The organism is Novosphingobium sp. 9U (assembly GCF_902506425.1).
Lineage (GTDB): Bacteria > Pseudomonadota > Alphaproteobacteria > Sphingomonadales > Sphingomonadaceae > Novosphingobium.
In genome coordinates this window covers 55,103-69,580 of record NZ_LR732537.1, presented here as the reverse complement: position 1 = coordinate 69,580, position 14,478 = coordinate 55,103, and the positions used below count along the sequence as shown (strand labels likewise).

Sequence of the window (14,478 nt, the reverse complement as noted above, 5' to 3'; positions counted from 1 at the left end):
GGAGGGGAACCGCCGCCGCAGGCGGTGGTGGAGGGGACTCGGGGCCAAAGCTGAGCTTTGTTGAGAGTCCCGCTTCGCACGCGCCACCTCCCCGTTGCGGGGAGGACAGGTCACCCGATCATCATCAGGCTGGCGTTGCCGCCAGCGGCGGTGGTGTTGATCGAGGTGGACACTTCCTCCAGCAACCAGTCGCAGGTCCATTGGCCATCCGCGCCGATGGCGTGAACCGGCACGATCGCGCCCGGCAGTTCGGCAGCTTCGCGCGTCGCTTGGGCGACCTGCTCAGGACCACCTTCCACCAGCATGCCCGCGAACGGCTCGTCACGCGGCGCAAATGCAGCCACGACGCTTGCCGGCAGCCCCATGGGCAGAGCCATGCCTTCTATCGCACCGCGATTGCCCGTCGCCAGCACGGCCGCGATCTGCGCGTAGAGCCCGCCTTGCGTCTCAGGCTTGAGCAGGATGCGCCCCCTCGGGTGCAAGGCATAGAGATTGCGCTCGCCGACAGGCCCGGGCAGCTCGGCCTCGGCGCCCAGTGCCGAACACGCGCCATAGCGCCGCGCCTCAGCGGCAGCCTCCGTCTCGCCGTTCGCTTCGAGCCAGTCGACAAAGGCGTGCAACGGGGTAACGGCTTGGCCGACCGCGCCCGGCAGGCCGGCTGGCTTGCTCACCAGCCGTCCCAGGTACAGCGGGCCGCCGGCCTTCGGTCCGGTGCCCGATAGCCCACGCCCGCCGAAAGGCTGGACGCCGACAATCGCGCCGATCACGTTGCGGTTCACGTAGAGATTGCCGGCCTTCACCCGCTGCGTCACCCGCGCAACCGTCTCGTCGAGGCGGGTGTGCAGCCCGAAGGTCAGCCCGAAGCCGGTGGCATTGATGGCGTCGATCAGGGCACCGAGCTCCTCGCGCTTCCAACGCAGAATGTGCAGCACCGGCCCGAACACCTCGCGCTCGACGTCCGCAATCCGGTCGATCTCAATGATCGTCGGTGCCACGAAAGTACCCAAGTCCGCGTCAAGCCCGAGCGGCAGGCGCTCGATCCGGTGACCGCGCGCGCGCATGCTCTCCACGTGGCGCTCGATGTTGTCGCGTGCCTCGGCGGTGATCACCGGGCCGATGTCGACGGCGAGCCGGTCGGTGTTGCCCACGCGCAGTTCGGCCAGCGCGCCCTTGAGCATCGCCAGCGTGCGGTCGGCGCAGTCCTCCTGCAGGCAAAGGATACGTAGCGCCGAGCAGCGCTGGCCGGCGCTGTCGAACGCCGAGGCGATCACGTCCGCCACGACTTGCTCGGCCAGCGCGGAGCTGTCGACGATCATTGCGTTCTGGCCACCGGTCTCGGCGACCAGCGGGATCGGCTTGCCGTCCACGGTCAGGCGGCTCGACAGCTCGCGCTGGATCAGCCGCGCGACGTCGGTCGATCCGGTGAACATGACCGCCATGGTCTCGGGCGCTGCGACTAGCGCTGCTCCGATCTCACCATTGCCCGGCAGGAACTGCAGCGCGTCGCCAGGCACGCCGGCCTCGTGCAGCAGGCGCACGGCGGCCGCCGCGATCAGCGGCGTTTCCTCCGCCGGCTTCGCAAGTACCGGATTGCCCGCGACCAAGGCGGCCGCGACCTGACCGATGAAGATCGCCAGCGGGAAGTTCCATGGGCTGATGCACGTCACCGGGCCGAGCGGCGCCTGCTCCGGCCCCATGGTAGAGCGCGCCTGCGCTGCGTAGTAGCGAAGGAAGTCGGTTGCCTCGCGCACCTCGGAGATCGCGTTTGCGGCGGACTTGCCCGCCTCGCGCATGGCGAGGCCCATCAACTCGGGCATGTGTGCTTGCATCGCGTCGGCAGCGCGCTCCAGCACGCCCGCGCGCTCCACCACACGGACCTTGCTCCAGGTCGAACCGGCGGCGATCCGTGCCGCCTCGCGCGCCTGCTCCGGCGTTGCTTCGATTACATGGCCGACCACGTCGCGGTGATCCGCAGGATTGCGCACCGCGCGCTCGCCTCGCGATGGGTTCGTGGGAGCGGCAGCCCACGGCACGCGCGCGCTCTCCTGCAGAGCGCGCGACAGCTGCGCCAATGCCGCTTCATTGCTCAGGTCGATGCCGGCCGAGTTCGTCCGCTCGGGATAGAGGTCGCGCGGCAGTGCGATGAGGTCGTGCCTGGCGCCAGGCTGCGGCATCGCGCGCACGACTTCGACGGGGTCGGCGATCATCTCGTCCACCGGGACCTTGGGATCGGCGATGCGGTTCACGAAAGAGGAGTTCGCCCCGTTCTCCAGCAAGCGGCGCACCAGGTAGGCAAGCAACGTCTCATGCGTGCCGACCGGCGCGTAGATGCGGCACGGGCGGTCGAGCTTCTCCGGCCCGACCACTTGCTCGTACAGCGCCTCGCCCATGCCGTGCAGGCACTGGAACTCATATTGGCCCTGCGTGAACTTCGACCCCGCCAGGTGATAGATCGTCGCCAAGGTCTGCGCGTTGTGCGTGGCGAACTGCGGGAATACCGCGTCGCCCGCCACCAGCAGCTTGCGGGCACATGCGACATAGGCGACGTCGGTGTGCACCTTGCGCGTGTAGACCGGGAAGTCGGCGAGGCCATCGACTTGCGCGCGCTTGATCTCGGCGTCCCAATAGGCGCCCTTCACCAGCCGCACCATAATCCGCCGCTTGCCGCGCCGCGCCAAGTCGATGATCCAGTCGATCGTCGCCGGGCAACGCTTGCCGTAAGCCTGCACCACGAAGCCCAGGCCGTTCCAGCCCGCGAGCTCGAAGTCGAGCGCCAGGCTCTCCAGCAGGTCAAGTGACAGCTCCAGCCGGTCCTGCTCTTCCGCGTCGATGTTGAAGCCGATGTCGTAGGACTTGGCGAGTAGAGCCAGCGCACGCACCTGGGGCAGGAGCTCGGTCATCACCCGCCCCGCCTGCCCGCGCACGTAACGCGGGTGCAGCGCGGACAGCTTGATCGAAATACCCGGTCCGCCGTAGACCCCGCGCCCGTTCGAGGCGCGGCCGATGGCGTGGATCGCTTGCTCGTAGTCGCGATAGTAGCGCTCGGCATCGGCCGCGGTCATCGCCGCCTCACCCAGCATGTCGTAGCTGTACTGGAAGCCTTTCGCCTCCATGGTCTTCGCGCGCTTCAAGGCCTCCGCAATCGTCTCACCCGTGACGAACTGCTCGCCCATCATCCGCATCGCCAGATCGACGCCGCGGCGGATCACCGGCTCGCCCGCGCGCGCCACCAATCTCGTCAGCGCCGAGCCGAGCCCGCGATCATCGACGCTGCTCACCAGCTTGCCGGTGACTACCAGACCCCAGGTCGCGGCATTGACGAACATCGACTTGCCGCCACCCAAGTGCGCGGCCCAGTCGCCGTCGGCAATCTTGTCGCGGATCAGCGCGTCGCGGGTATCGTTATCGGGGATGCGCAGCAGGGCTTCGGCCAGACACATCAGCGCGACGCCCTCCTCGCTCGACAGCGAGTATTCCTGCACCAGGCCCTCTACCGGCGAACTCTTCCGATTTGCGCGCAAGCCGGTGACAAGATCGCCGGCTGTCTGGCGCACGGCAGCTCGGGTTGCTGCGTCGAGCGTCGCCGCCTCCAGCAGCGGCTGCATGGCGGCGACTTCCGGCAAACGGTACGCGGCAGTGACGGCGCTGCGTAGCGGCGTCGGCTCGGAGACCGGAGTGGCGAAGCGGGCGAACGGCGCGGTTTGATCCATGTTTGTTATATAGAGTATCAGCGTCCGACGTTCCGACTTTTCGTGCGCGCTCAGTCCATCAATCTGGCTTATTGCAGCGCCCCGTACAGTTCGATTAGACTGCAGCTATGGCTCAAACAGTCAATCTGGATGATTTCGACCGCAAGATCATCGCTGTCTTGCGTGACGATGGCCGGATATCGGTGACCGATCTGGCGCAGCGGATCGGACTCTCGAAGACCCCCTGTCAGGTGCGGCTGCGTCGGCTGATCGAGTCCGGTGTGATCCGTGGGTTTACCGCGCTAATCGATCCGGCCAAGTTGGGGCTTGATCACGTGGCATTCGCGGAAGTGAAGCTGTCGGATACGCGCGAGGCTGCGCTGCGCGAGTTCAACGAGGCCGTGCAGCGCATTCCCGAGGTGGAGGAATGCCACATGCTCGCCAGCCGGTTCGACTATCTACTTAAGGTGCGCACCTCCGATATCCGCCGTTATCGTGTCGTCCTGGGCGAGAAGATCTCGGCCTTGCCGCACGTCGCCAGCACCTCGACTTTCGTGGCGATGGAGACGGTGAAAGAGCGGGGGTAGCGGCCGCCCGAAAGATCGCAGCCGATTGCCCGACGGCACCGTCCCATATACGGCGCTATACATGACCCTACTCAGCCCCGCGGAATGGCAGGTGATCGGCCTTTCGCTCAAGGTCAGTGCTGTCGCGATCGCCCTTATGCTGCCGGTCGCGTTCGGGCTCGCCTGGGTTCTGGCGCGTACGCGGGTACCGGGCAAGCTGCTGCTCGACGCGCTGATCCACTTGCCGCTGGTGCTGCCCCCAGTGGTAACGGGCTGGCTGCTGCTGCTCGCCTTCGGCGCCAATGGACCCATCGGCGGCCCGCTGGCGCGCTGGTTGGGAGTGAGCCTGATGTTCCGCTGGACCGGGGCGGCGATGGCGGCTGCGATCATGGCGCTGCCGCTGATGGTGCGCGCGATGCGCATCTCGATCGAGAACGTCGACCGGCGGCTGGAGAGCGCCGCGCGCACGCTCGGCGCCTCTCGTGCGCGCACGTTCACGAGCGTCACCCTTCCGCTCGCGATGCCTGGGCTGTTAGCCGGCACCGTCCTCGGCTTCGCGCGCTCTATCGGCGAGTTCGGCGCGACGATCACCTTCGTGTCGAACATTCCCGGCGAAACGCGCACGCTGCCGCTCGCGATCTACACCGCGCTACAGCTGCCGGGCGGAGAGACCGCAGTCACGCGTCTCGCCGTGATCAGCGTTATCTTGTCGCTGCTGGCGCTTGCCGCGTCGGAGCTGCTGGTGCGCCGATCGTATCGGCATAGCGCTTAACCCAGGTTGCATCGCGGAACCGAAGGACAGCGCCGTCCATTGACCCGCCATAACGATGAGCGGATGCATGGCCGAAACACTCGAAAAATCCTTCCGGGATGAAGCACTTGGCAAGGCCGAGCACCTCCTCGCCCTCGCCTGCAAGCGTGACTTGTCGATCGCCACGGCGGAGAGCTGCACCGGCGGCTTGCTGGCGGCACTGCTCACCGACATCCCCGATTGCAGCCACGCCTTCGAGCGCGGCTTCGTGGTCTACACGCCAGAGGCGAAGAGCGAGCTGCTCTCGATCCCGCTCGCGCGGATCGAAAGGTTCGGCGTGGTTAGTCGCGAGATCGCCGAGGACATGGCGCAAGGCACCTTGAGGGCCTCGCACGCGGATATCGCGCTGTCGGTGACCGGCTTTGCCGGCCCCGGAGCGCCGGGCGACGAGGAAGGCCTGGTGCACCTCGCCTGTGCGCGGCGGGGCATGAACATCGACCATCGCGAGAACCACTTCGGCCCGATCGGACGCGCGGGCATCCGCCGCGCGACGATCGACGTGGCGCTCGACATGCTTGAACGCGCGGTGGAGTTGTAAGGACACCACTTTGCCCTCTCCCCTTGAGGGGAGAGGATAGTGAAGCTTGCCGCGCCAGCGGCTAGCGGAGCTTGGAAAGGGGCTTCCGACGCCAAGAGGGCACAAATCCTTCTCCAACTCCGGCTAGGCTCTGCGAACCAAGCCTGCGTACCCTCTCCCCGTCCGGGGAAAGGTGAGAAGCCCTAACGCGAACCCTCCGGCCCGCCCTCCTCCGACGTATCGCCATTGGCAAGCGGCGGGCGCTTGTCGCTGTTCTTCCAGCGGTCGACGTCATTGGCCGCCTGCCCGGTTACGTTGCGGCTGTCGACCGGCTCGTATTCACCGCCGTCCTCGTTCTTGGTCGAGGTTTCTTCCTCACGCCACGACTTGTCGGGATCGCCTTTGGTGCCGACTACGCGGCGCGAGTCCTTGGGTTCGTATTCTCCGCCACCTGACATGACATGCTCCTCTGGCTGCTATCGTAATCATCAAGCGCGCGCGAACAGCGAAAGTTGCGGTGAAGCGGCAGGGCGAGCGCGCCATCCGACGGCACCCACGCTGACACAAACCCTTGTTAAGCCAGCTACTTTGTAGCTTGAGTAACTGCCGACGAGACGTTCCGTGGCTGCGACCTGACACCTAGCACGGGGCAACTCCGCAGCCCTGCCCCCGGTTACTCCACCAACAGCGGCGCATGCCTCCTCGCGAGGCGTGTGGCGCTGCCCGGATCAAGGATCGCCCGCATGGCGGTCCGCACCCCAGCAGGAGCAATCGATGGAAGACGCCAAGAAAGGCCTAGGCGTAGCGGGGCTGGCCGGCCTGATGCTCGCCGCCGGCGCGGGAGCGTATCTCTCCACGCGCAAGGATAAGCGCCACACCTCACCCGACGACGCCCCCGGGCACACGGCGCGCCGCGGCTTCGGTGCCTACGACGTTGTCGGCCGCACCGTGACGATCGCTCGCCCGCGCGAAGAGCTCTTCGCCTTCTGGCGCGATTTTTCTAACCTGGCGACGTTCATGGAGAACATTGTCTCGGTGAAGCCCACCGGTGACAACGGCCGCGCGGTCTGGACCATCCTCGCCCCCGCAGGCCGCACCGTCGAAGTCGAGACAGAGATCGTGAGCGAGCAGCCTGGCGAACTGATCGCCTGGCGTTCGGTCCCCGGATCGCAGATCGACACCGAAGGACGCGTGACCTTCGCCGATGCTCCGGGCGAGCGCGGCACCCGCGTCGGCGTGCGCGTGGCCTACAAGCCACCCGCAGGCGAGTTGGGACGCGTGGTCGCCAAGCTGTTTATGCGCGAGCCGGAGATTCAGGCCCGCCATGATCTCAAGCGTTTCAAGATGCTGATGGAGGCTGGCGAGATCGCCACCTCCGCACGCCGCAAGGACCAGACCCGCGCGGCAAAGCAGGAACAAACACCAGCCTACAGACACGAGGAGACCGCCTGATGCGCGCGCTAACCTGGCAGGGCACGCAGAACGTGCAGGTCGACACCGTCGACGATCCCGAGATCATCAACCCGCGCGACGCGATCATCAAGATCACCTCGACCGCAATCTGCGGCTCGGACCTCCACCTCTACGATGGCGTGATCCCCGGCGTGCTGCCCGGTGACGTGCTGGGCCACGAGTTCATGGGCGAAGTGGTCGAGACCGGGCCCAAGAGCAGCCTTAAAAAGGGCCAGCGCGTGGTGGTGCCTTTCACCATCAGCTGCGGCCAGTGCTTCCACTGCAACATCCAGCAGTATTCCTGCTGCGACAATTCCAATCCCGTCGAGAAGCAGGACATGGGCGCGGGACTCTACGGCCACTCGATGTCCGGGTTGTTCGGCTATTCGCACCTGACCGGCGGCTACTCGGGCGGCCAGGCCGAATATGTGCGCGTGCCCTACTCCGACGTCGGTCCGATCGTGATCCCCGACCACCTGGAGGACGACAAGGTGCTGTTCCTCTCCGACATCCTGCCGACCGGCTGGATGGCGGCGGAGAATGCGGACATCCAGCCCGATGACACCGTTGCGGTCTGGGGCTGCGGCCCGGTCGGCCTGTTTGCGATCCAGTCGGCGCTGGTCATGGGCGCCTCGCAAGTGATCGCCATCGATCACTATCCGCATCGGCTGGAGCTCGCCCGGAGCCTCGGCGCGCAGGTTATCAACTTCCATGAGACCAACGTCCAGGAAGCCTTGATGGAGATGTCGGGCGGCATCGGCGTCGACGCGGTGATCGACGCGGTCGGCATGGAGGCCCACGGCTTTGCGATCGACAACATGCTCGACATCGCCAAGCAGAAGATCGGCATCGGCGCGGACCGTGCCAGTGCCTTGAAGCAGGCGATCCTCGCCGTGCGCAAGGGCGGGCGCGTGTCGATCCCCGGCGTCTATGGCGGCATGACCGACAAGTTTCCGCTCGGTGCGGTCATGGAAAAGGGCCTGCAGGTCCGCACCGGCCAGACGCACGTGCAGAAGTACCTCAAGGAACTGCTGTCCAAGATCGAGGACGGCACGCTCGATACCACCTTCCTCATCAGCCACCGCCTGCCGCTCGAACAGGCGGCCGAGGGCTACAAGAACTTCAAGCAGCAGCAGGACACCTGGACCAAGGTCGTCCTGAAACCCGGAATGGAGAACTGATATGGGCAAGCACTCCGTGGACGCCCTGTCGGGCTTCGTCGTCGTCACCGGCGCCTCCAGCGGCATCGGCCTGGAGCTCGCCAAACTGGCGGCACAGGACGGCGCCTCGCTGCTCCTCGTCGCGGACCGTGATCTGACCGAGGGCGCGGCGGCAGCGCGAGCCGCCGGCGCGCCTGAAGTGGAGACTCTGCAGGTCGACCTCGCCAAGGACGAAGGTGTCGAGCAGGTCATCGCGAAGATCGGTGGTCGACCGGTGGCGGCGCTGTTCGCCAATGCCGGGCACGGTCTAGGCAAGGGCTTCCTTGACCAGGAATGGGACGAGGCGCGGCATGTGATCGACACCAACGTGGTCGGCACCGTGCACCTGATCCACGCCGTGGGCCGCCAGATGCGCGCGCGCAACGAGGGTCGCATCCTGGTGACTGGATCGATCGCTGGGCACATTCCCGGCACGTTCCAGCTGGTCTACAACTCGACCAAGGCCTTCATCGACGACTTCTGCAACGGCCTGTCGAACGAGTTGAAGGACACCAATGTCGTCATCACCTGCCTGGAGCCGGGCCCGGTCGAAACCGAGTTCTTCAAGCGCGCCGGAATGATGGACACCAGCGCCGGCCAGGGCAGCAAGTCCGATCCAGCCAAGGTCGCGAGCGATGGCTACAAGGCACTGCTCTCCGGCGATCTGCAGATCACCAGCGGCTTCATGAACAAGGTGCAGTCGCTCTTCTCGGACATTCTACCCGATGCCGTAGTGGCGCAGATGCACCGCCGCATGGCCGAGCCTAAGTCGAGCTCGACGCAGTCACCGCACGCGAGCAGCTGATGGTGAGAGAGCGGGAGCTTTCGGGCTTCCGCTCCTGCTTTCCGCCTCCGAATGCTCCCCACCTGGGTGATCAAGGTAAGTCCTGATCAATTCCGGCCCACACGAATAAGGCGCGACGCTACACCGGGCGCATCGCCAAGATCTACTTGCCCGCAGCCCCGGTCTGCGCAGCGCCAGCCTCACGCATGGTGTCCTGAACCGCCGCATTGGGATCGTCGAGCGCGGCACCGGTCCCCGAACCGCGGATCTGCTCCGCCCGTTCCTTCATCACCTTCGCCGCAGCGGGATCGCTCTGATCGGCCGCCTGATCCAGCTGGTTCGCCGCCTGCTCGCTGGATTTCTCCTGCGATTGCGAGCCACATGCCGCGAGGCTCAACACGGCGCATCCGGCGAAGGCGAGACGAGTAACTTGGGTCATCGAGCGGCGCATGCACATCCTCCTGCGAACTTCGCCACGAGAACCATTCGCCGCACCGCATCGTTCCCGCAAATGCCTGCCAGATCAGGCGAATTGCGCAGAGGCTGACGGCAAGCCGTCCTGTTCACCGGCCAGGATGCGCCGATAGAGTGCGATATACTCGTCCGCCATGCGGTCGACATGGAAGCGCTTGGCAACGCTTTCGCGCACCTTGACGCGATCGAGTTCCGCGGCGGCGGCAATAGCCACGACCGCCTCATCCTGGCTTTCGACGAGGAACCCATTCACGCCATGCTCGATGATCTCGGGCATTGACCCGCGTCGCGTTGCGATCACCGGCGTGCCGCAGGCCATGGCCTCCACCACGGACAATCCGAACGGCTCATCGAAGTCGATCAGGTGCAACAATGCCCGCGCACTGCCAAGCGCCTGTAGCCGCTCCGCGCCGCCCACCGGTCCATGATAGCGCGCCCGATCACCCAGGCGCGGCGTGACCTCGCGGTCGAAATAGCCCTGGTCCTGCACGATGCCGTACAGGTGGAGCGACCGCCGCGCCTCTCGCGCGACCGCGAGAGCGTGGTGTGCGCCCTTGTCAGGGTGCATGCGGCCGAAGAACAGCAGGTCCTCGCTGCCGACCGGATCGAAGGGGAAGCTCCCGACGTCGATGCCATGATGGATAGTTGCGGCATAACGCAGGCGCGGGTGTCGGTCGGCCTCGCTGATCGCCACGTAGTGTACGCGATCCTGATAGGGCTCGTACATCGGAAGGATCCGGTCGGATGAGAAGCCGTGGATCGTCGTCACCATGGGCGTCGAGACCAGGTTGCTAAAGGCGTGTGCGGGGAAGTCGGCCTGGTTGTGGATCAAGTCGAAGCGGTCCGCCTGCTCGAACACGTGCGCCAAGTGCCGATGCTCCCACACCTTGGCGTCGACTGAAGCGTCCTCGCTGTAGGGCGCCGGCACGACGCCATCGAGAGTACCCGCGGTGAGGCTATCCTGCGTGGCGAACAGCGTCACGTCCACGCCCTTGCGCACCAGCGCCTCGGTGAGCAGGCTGGTGACCAGTTCCCAGGGGCCGTAGTGCCGCGGCGGCGTGCGCCAGGCGATTGGCGCCAGCATGGCGATGCGCATCAGTGTTCCCCCTCAAGTCGCAGGATCAGGCCCTCATCGGGCAACACGGTGCCGTCGACCGCACGCTCCGGCCCGGTCGAGGCCAAGGTCCCGCGCACGGCATAGCGCGCGGGGACGACATAGCCGCGCGGGTGGATGCCCAGGTTGAGGACCACCAGCAGTGTCTCCTCCCCCTCGCGGCGCACGTAGGACAGCACCTGGTCGTCCGCATCGGTCAGCGCAAAGCTGCCGATTGCGAGCGCCGGATGTGCCCGCCGAAGCTGCAGCAAGCGGCGGTAGAAGTGTAGCAGCGAGCCCGCGTCCACCTCCTGCGCGGCGACGTTGCGGGTGCGCCAGTCATCGTTGAGCGGCAGCCAGGGCTCGACCGTGCTGAACCCGGCGAACGGCGCATCGCTCCACGGCATCGGCGTGCGCGATCTGTCGCGGCCGATCCCGCGCTCGGGCTCGCGCAAGTGCTGAGGATCGCGCATGCGCTCGGGCGGGATCGTCACCTCGCCGACGCCCAGTTCGTCGCCCTGGTACAGCGTCGGCGTGCCGCGCAAGGTGAGCAGCAGCATGGCGGCCACGCGCGCTTGCGCCTCGCCGATGCGGGCAGCAATGCGCGGCGCATCGTGGCTGCCCAGCACCCAATTGGGCCAGCCGTGCGCAGGCAACGACGCCTCGTAGTCGGCGATGATCCGCCGCAGCGAGGCCGCGTTCCACTCGTTCTCGACCAGCTGAAAATTGAAGGGCAAGTGCACCTGCGGCCGCTCGGGCGTACCGTACCAGCGTGCGTGCGCGTCGTTAGGCAGGAAGATCTCGCCGATCAGCACCCGCTCGCCATAGCTGTCGGCCAAGTCACGCATCTCGGCCGAGAAAGCGTGCGCTTCGGGCTGGTCGGTGGAGTGGTGCTGCAGCAGTTGGTCACGCTCGCGGATCTCAGGCGTCCAATCAGGGTTCTGCGGGTTGTCCGGCAGGTCCTCGTGCTTGACGATGTGCCACAGCACATCGATGCGGAAGCCATCGACCCCGCGCTCAAACCAGAAACGCATCACCTCCATCATCGCCGCGCGTAGTTCCGGATTGCGCCAATTCAGGTCGGGCTGTTCCTTGAGGAAGGCGTGCAGATAGTACTGCCCGGTCGCCTCGTCCCACTCCCACGATGAGCCGCCGAAGTCGCTGACCCAGTTGTTGGGCGGGCCGCCACCCGGCGCCGGGTCGCGCCAGATGTACCAGTCGCGCTTCGGGTTGTCGCGCGAGGAGCGGCTTTCCCGGAACCAGGCGTGCTGATCGGAACTGTGGTTCGGCACGAAGTCCAGCAGCAGCTTCAGCCCGCGTGCGTGCACCTCGTCCAGCAGCGCATCGAAGGCGGCAAGGTCGCCGAAGATCGGCTCGATCCCGCAATAGTCGGCCACGTCGTAGCCGAAGTCCGCCATCGGCGAGGGAAAGATCGGCGAAAGCCAGATGGCATCGATGCCCAGCGCTGCCACGTAGTCCAGGCGCGAGGCCATTCCGGCGAGATCGCCGATGCCGTCGCCATTCGAGTCCTGAAACGATCGCGGGTAGATCTGGTAGACCACCCCCCGCTCCCACCAGGGCGTGCTGCGTGCCTGTGCCATCACGCACACGAAAGGCTTGGGCGGCAGGATGGTTCCTTGATGGTTAGGCGCTCCCAAGCCCCGCCCATGCTTTTTCCCTCGGCCCATAGAACCGTCGCGTTTTCCGCGCGTTGCTTCAGCATCATCGACACGAGGTGCGAGGACATGCCGGCAAAATCCGCTGCCCAGCAGAAGGCCGCAGGTGCGGCGCTCTCCGCCAAGCGCGGCGACACGCCCAAGAGCAAGCTGAAGGGCGCCTCCAAGTTGATGGCGGCAACGATGAGCGAGAAGCAGCTGGAAGAGCTCGCGCACACCAAGCGCAAGGGCAAGCCCGAGCACGACGCCAAGACGTGATGTCCACCCTCCATCAGGATTGGATGACGTCGATCCGCGCAGGCGATCACGCGCGCGCCTGGGAGCTGAACGCGCGCGAGGCGGCGCTACGTCCTCCGGGCGAACGCGACAATCCGGCCCTGCCCTACCACTTGCGCTGGGTATGGGACTTGGCCCCGCTCGACGGCTGCGACGTGCTGGTGCGCTGCTACCACGGGTTGGGCGACACCATCCAGTTCCTGCGCTTCCTGCCCGAATTGCACCGCCGTGCAGCTTCGGTCACGCTGGAGATACAGCCGCGGCTCATCCCGCTGCTGCCCACCGGCATCGCCGACCGCGTGGTCCCTTTCGATCCCGCGCACCCGCTCAAGCCGGCTGAGCGTGACATCGAGATCATGGAGCTGTCGTTCGCTCTTCGGGTGGCACCGGCCGAATGCCCGCCGCCCTATCTTCAGGTTGCGCCCGCGGATCTGCCGGAAGGCACCATTGGCCTATGCTGCTCATCGGGCGATTGGGACGCAGAGCGCTCGTTCCCGCCCGAACTGCTCGCCCCGCTGCTGGCTGGCCGTGAGTGCGTTACCCTCGATGCGCAACCCTCTGCCCTGCCGGTGCGCAATCCGCAGGGCTGCCCGTTCGACATGGCAGAGACCGCCGCGCTGGTCGCGGGCTGCGCGCTCGTGATCACCGTGGACACCATGATTGCACACCTTGCGGGTGCACTCGGCAAGCCGGTGTGGCTGTTGCTCAAGCACGCGCCCGATTGGCGCTGGGCACCCGAGACCGGGCGCAGCGAATGGTACCCCAGCGCTCGCCTCTATGCGCAACCGAGCCCTGGCGACTGGGCCGGCGCCATCGCCGCCCTCGCGCATGACCTTGACCTTCTTGCTTCCCCGCAACCGGAGTTTGCCCGATGAGCCAGACCGAATGCTGCCCCCGCGTGCCCGTGTCCTGGGGCGAACTCGTCGACAAGATCACCATCTTGCAGATTAAGTCCGAACGCATTGCCGACCGGACTGCCCGCGCCAACGTCGCGCGCGAACTCATCTCGCTCAGCCGCGTCGCGGGTGAGGCGATCTGCGAGGTCACTCCTTTGATCGACCAGCTTCGCGCGGTGAACGAGGAACTGTGGGAGATCGAGGACAAGATCCGCGAGCGCGAAGCTGAAGGCGATTTCGGCCAACGCTTCGTCCAGCTCGCCCGCGCCGTCTACAAGAAGAACGACTTGCGCGCGGCGATCAAGCGCCGGATCAACACGGCGCTCGGATCGGAGCTGGTGGAGGAGAAGAGCTACACCAACTGGGCTGCCGTCGGTGCTGCGAGCGTGGCGCACAGTCCGGCGGTGTAGCTCGCGGTCATGGCTCGACCCGGTTCGAGTCCGGGACGAGGTTGCTTCATGCATCTGACTCCCACAGCTCGATTGGATTGCCCTCGGGATCATGGATGCGCGCGAAGCGGCCGACACCTGGGGCGTCCCAGTCGGGATTGGTGGTGACTTCGATGCCGGCGGTGTGCAGCGCGCCGAGAAGGTCGTCCAGGCCGTCGACGCACAAGTTCAGCATCCATGGCCGATCGGCCGCGAAGTAGTCGGTGTCCGCTGCGAAGGGCGAGAACACCATGGCGCCGGCTTGCGTGTCCCACATGCCATAGGGGACCGAACCCACGCCGAGGTGCTCGGCATACCACGCGCGCAAGGCCTCGGGATCGCGCGCGCGAAGAAGAAACCGCCGATGCCTGTCACGCCCATGCCTGCCCTCCTGGTATCCGGGACGAGGCTAGCACGGTGATCGTGGCGGCTCTACGGCTCGTTCGGTTCGCTGTCGGCCGATGATGCGATCGGGCGATGCGGTTTAGCGCCCAGGCTGGCAAATACGCCGCACGGAGCGTGCGTCGGCGCTTGGATGACGCGATTTTAGAAGGTGGGCTTCGGCAAGCTCAGCCTGGGCGGTGTGGGGGCTAAACGCTACCCTGCTCGCGCTGCCT

The 14,478-nt window shown here is 66.2% G+C and carries 15 protein-coding genes; 9 read left to right on the top strand and 6 right to left on the bottom strand.

The window, feature by feature from the left end:
- Nucleotides 1-110: 110 nt before the first annotated feature.
- On the bottom strand, nt 111-3,710 hold the full coding sequence (gene putA, locus GV044_RS21090) for a trifunctional transcriptional regulator/proline dehydrogenase/L-glutamate gamma-semialdehyde dehydrogenase (RefSeq protein WP_159874431.1): 3,600 nt from the start codon (nt 3,708-3,710) through the stop codon (nt 111-113).
- Nucleotides 3,711-3,817: 107 nt separating this feature from the next.
- Here putA and GV044_RS21085 point away from each other — a divergent pair, with 107 nt between their 5' ends.
- The 3 genes from GV044_RS21085 (at nt 3,818) to GV044_RS21075 (ending at nt 5,604) form a co-directional block, all read left to right on the top strand.
- Complete coding sequence (locus tag GV044_RS21085; RefSeq protein ID WP_159874430.1) at nt 3,818-4,276, top strand: Lrp/AsnC family transcriptional regulator; 459 nt, start codon at nt 3,818-3,820, stop codon at nt 4,274-4,276.
- A 61-nt stretch (nt 4,277-4,337) separates the two neighbouring features.
- Nucleotides 4,338-5,027, top strand: a complete 690-nt coding sequence (gene modB, locus GV044_RS21080; protein WP_159874429.1) for a molybdate ABC transporter permease subunit — start codon at nt 4,338-4,340, stop codon at nt 5,025-5,027.
- A 67-nt stretch (nt 5,028-5,094) separates the two neighbouring features.
- Nucleotides 5,095-5,604: a CinA family protein gene (locus GV044_RS21075; RefSeq protein ID WP_236555160.1), complete on the top strand. Its 510-nt coding sequence runs from the start codon at nt 5,095-5,097 to the stop codon at nt 5,602-5,604.
- Between the two features lie 182 nt (nt 5,605-5,786).
- Here GV044_RS21075 and GV044_RS21070 read toward each other — a convergent pair whose 3' ends face one another.
- Entirely contained in the window at nt 5,787-6,041 is a 255-nt protein-coding gene (locus tag GV044_RS21070) for a hypothetical protein (RefSeq protein ID WP_159874427.1), read from the bottom strand.
- Nucleotides 6,042-6,357: 316 nt separating this feature from the next.
- On the opposite strand from GV044_RS21070, the gene GV044_RS21065 reads away from it, so the two are divergent.
- Genes GV044_RS21065 through GV044_RS21055 form a run of 3 tightly spaced genes read left to right on the top strand, consistent with a single transcriptional unit; the run spans nt 6,358 to nt 9,039 of the window.
- Nucleotides 6,358-7,035, top strand: coding sequence for an SRPBCC family protein (locus GV044_RS21065; protein ID WP_159874426.1), 678 nt, complete (start codon nt 6,358-6,360; stop codon nt 7,033-7,035).
- Nucleotides 7,035-8,216, top strand: coding sequence for a zinc-dependent alcohol dehydrogenase (locus tag GV044_RS21060; protein WP_159874425.1), 1,182 nt, complete (start codon nt 7,035-7,037; stop codon nt 8,214-8,216). Before GV044_RS21065 ends, GV044_RS21060 begins: the two co-directional genes overlap by 1 nt.
- 1 nt (nt 8,217) lies before the next feature.
- Nucleotides 8,218-9,039 (top strand): SDR family oxidoreductase, encoded by an 822-nt coding sequence (locus tag GV044_RS21055; protein WP_159874424.1) that lies wholly within the window; start codon nt 8,218-8,220, stop codon nt 9,037-9,039.
- Nucleotides 9,040-9,181: 142 nt separating this feature from the next.
- Here GV044_RS21055 and GV044_RS21050 read toward each other — a convergent pair whose 3' ends face one another.
- From GV044_RS21050 to GV044_RS21040, 3 genes are all read right to left on the bottom strand, one after another.
- Nucleotides 9,182-9,457 carry a hypothetical protein gene (locus GV044_RS21050; protein WP_159874423.1) on the bottom strand — a complete coding sequence of 92 codons (276 nt, stop codon included), beginning with the start codon at nt 9,455-9,457 and terminating at the stop codon, nt 9,182-9,184.
- Between the two features lie 84 nt (nt 9,458-9,541).
- Nucleotides 9,542-10,588: a glycosyltransferase family 4 protein gene (locus GV044_RS21045; protein ID WP_159874422.1), complete on the bottom strand. Its 1,047-nt coding sequence runs from the start codon at nt 10,586-10,588 to the stop codon at nt 9,542-9,544.
- Nucleotides 10,588-12,186, bottom strand: coding sequence for an alpha-amylase family glycosyl hydrolase (locus tag GV044_RS21040; RefSeq protein ID WP_159874421.1), 1,599 nt, complete (start codon nt 12,184-12,186; stop codon nt 10,588-10,590). Before GV044_RS21040 ends, GV044_RS21045 begins: the two co-directional genes overlap by 1 nt.
- Nucleotides 12,187-12,330: 144 nt before the next feature.
- On the opposite strand from GV044_RS21040, the gene GV044_RS21035 reads away from it, so the two are divergent.
- Genes GV044_RS21035 through GV044_RS21025 form a run of 3 tightly spaced genes read left to right on the top strand, consistent with a single transcriptional unit; the run spans nt 12,331 to nt 13,843 of the window.
- Nucleotides 12,331-12,519 (top strand): DUF3008 family protein, encoded by a 189-nt coding sequence (locus tag GV044_RS21035; RefSeq protein WP_159874420.1) that lies wholly within the window; start codon nt 12,331-12,333, stop codon nt 12,517-12,519.
- Nucleotides 12,519-13,412, top strand: coding sequence for a glycosyltransferase family 9 protein (locus GV044_RS21030; RefSeq protein WP_236555159.1), 894 nt, complete (start codon nt 12,519-12,521; stop codon nt 13,410-13,412). Before GV044_RS21035 ends, GV044_RS21030 begins: the two co-directional genes overlap by 1 nt.
- Nucleotides 13,409-13,843 carry a DUF6165 family protein gene (locus GV044_RS21025; RefSeq protein WP_159874419.1) on the top strand — a complete coding sequence of 145 codons (435 nt, stop codon included), beginning with the start codon at nt 13,409-13,411 and terminating at the stop codon, nt 13,841-13,843. The genes GV044_RS21030 and GV044_RS21025 overlap by 4 nt, the downstream gene beginning before the upstream one ends.
- Before the next feature lie 46 nt (nt 13,844-13,889).
- On the opposite strand, the gene GV044_RS21020 is transcribed toward GV044_RS21025, so the two are convergent.
- Nucleotides 13,890-14,189: a VOC family protein gene (locus GV044_RS21020; protein ID WP_371741663.1), complete on the bottom strand. Its 300-nt coding sequence runs from the start codon at nt 14,187-14,189 to the stop codon at nt 13,890-13,892.
- Between the last annotated feature and the right edge of the window lie 289 nt (nt 14,190-14,478).